The organism is Sporosarcina soli (genome assembly GCF_042655805.1).
Taxonomy (GTDB): Bacteria; Bacillota; Bacilli; order Bacillales_A; family Planococcaceae; genus Sporosarcina; species Sporosarcina soli.
The window spans coordinates 1-1265 of sequence record NZ_JBHSNO010000017.1 but is presented as its reverse complement, the minus strand read 5'-3'; the positions used below and the strand labels follow the sequence as shown (position 1 = coordinate 1265).

Here is a 1265-nt window from a genome sequence, read left to right as displayed (position 1 = left end):
GCTGACAGATACTAATCGATCGAGGACTTAACCTTGATTTAAAAAGGGCATGGTTGTCCCTGATTTTGTGCAGACCAATGTTGGTTTTATCCGGTTTTGAGAGAATGAGTATTTTTTAAAAAAGTGCTTGCAAATCTCAAAAGTCTTGATATAATGAATAATGTCTTTAAAAAAGATTACACAAGTCTGGTGCCGATGGCGAAGAGGTCACACCCGTTCCCATCCCGAACACGGAAGTTAAGTTCTTCAGCGCCGATGGTAGTCGGGGATTTCCCCTGCAAGAGTAGGACGTTGCCAGGCTTGCACAATTCATTATATGATGGACAACCTTAATAGACGAAATAATACCCAGGAGGATTAGCTCAGCTGGGAGAGCACCTGCCTTACAAGCAGGGGGTCGGCGGTTCGAGCCCGTCATCCTCCACCATTTATTTGCCGGTGTAGCTCAATTGGTAGAGCAACTGACTTGTAATCAGTAGGTTGAGGGTTCAAGTCCTTTCGCCGGCACCACTTTCGAGCCATTAGCTCAGTCGGTAGAGCATCTGACTTTTAATCAGAGGGTCGCAGGTTCGAATCCTGCATGGCTCACCATTTTCATGACTTGCCAGTCATGATATTATATTGCGGGTGTGGTGGAACTGGCAGACACGCTAGACTTAGGATCTAGTGCCTTCGGGCGTGGGGGTTCGACTCCCTTCACCCGCACTTTCAACGCGGAAGTAGTTCAGTGGTAGAATACGACCTTGCCAAGGTCGGGGTCGCGGGTTCGAATCCCGTCTTCCGCTCCACTATTATGCCGGGGTGGCGGAACTGGCAGACGCACAGGACTTAAAATCCTGCGGTAGGTGACTACCGTACCGGTTCGATTCCGGTTCTCGGCACCAGTTATAATGTATAGCGCCCGTAGCTCAATTGGATAGAGCGTCTGACTACGGATCAGAAGGTTATGGGTTCGACTCCTGTCGGGCGCGCCATTAATATTTTTATATGTTTTTCCGGGAAGTAGCTCAGCTTGGTAGAGCACTTGGTTTGGGACCAAGGGGTCGCAGGTTCGAATCCTGTCTTCCCGACCACTTCATGGGGCCTTAGCTCAGCTGGGAGAGCGCCTGCCTTGCACGCAGGAGGTCAGCGGTTCGATCCCGCTAGGCTCCACTTTATGAACCTTGAAAACTGAACAGCAAAACGTTAACAAATATAGTTTGTCGAACCGACTCTGTCGGGGACACAAACACAAACGAATCTTCGGATTCAAAGTCAGCAAGAAA

At 49.2% G+C, this 1265-nt stretch carries 9 tRNA genes and 1 rRNA gene; all 10 read left to right on the top strand.

The features are described from left to right. Positions 1-185: 185 nt before the first annotated feature. The 10 genes from rrf to ACFPRA_RS23075 all read left to right on the top strand — a co-directional run bounded on the left by rrf (position 186) and on the right by ACFPRA_RS23075 (position 1152). Positions 186-300: ribosomal RNA gene (gene rrf / locus ACFPRA_RS23120) — 5S ribosomal RNA — on the top strand. Positions 301-351: 51 nt separating this feature from the next. Continuing rightward, positions 352-427, top strand: a tRNA-Val gene (locus tag ACFPRA_RS23115). Between the two features lie 7 nt (positions 428-434). After that, positions 435-510 (top strand) — tRNA-Thr (locus tag ACFPRA_RS23110). Positions 511-515: 5 nt separating this feature from the next. Beyond that, positions 516-591: transfer RNA gene (locus ACFPRA_RS23105), tRNA-Lys, on the top strand. A gap of 32 nt (positions 592-623) precedes the next feature. Then, a tRNA-Leu gene (locus ACFPRA_RS23100) sits at positions 624-705 on the top strand. Positions 706-713: 8 nt separating this feature from the next. Continuing rightward, positions 714-788, top strand: a tRNA-Gly gene (locus ACFPRA_RS23095). 7 nt (positions 789-795) lie between these two features. Continuing rightward, positions 796-884 (top strand) — tRNA-Leu (locus ACFPRA_RS23090). 13 nt (positions 885-897) lie between these two features. After that, positions 898-974: transfer RNA gene (locus tag ACFPRA_RS23085), tRNA-Arg, on the top strand. Positions 975-996: 22 nt separating this feature from the next. Then, a tRNA-Pro gene (locus tag ACFPRA_RS23080) sits at positions 997-1073 on the top strand. A gap of 6 nt (positions 1074-1079) precedes the next feature. Continuing rightward, a tRNA-Ala gene (locus ACFPRA_RS23075) sits at positions 1080-1152 on the top strand. Positions 1153-1265 lie beyond the last annotated feature (113 nt).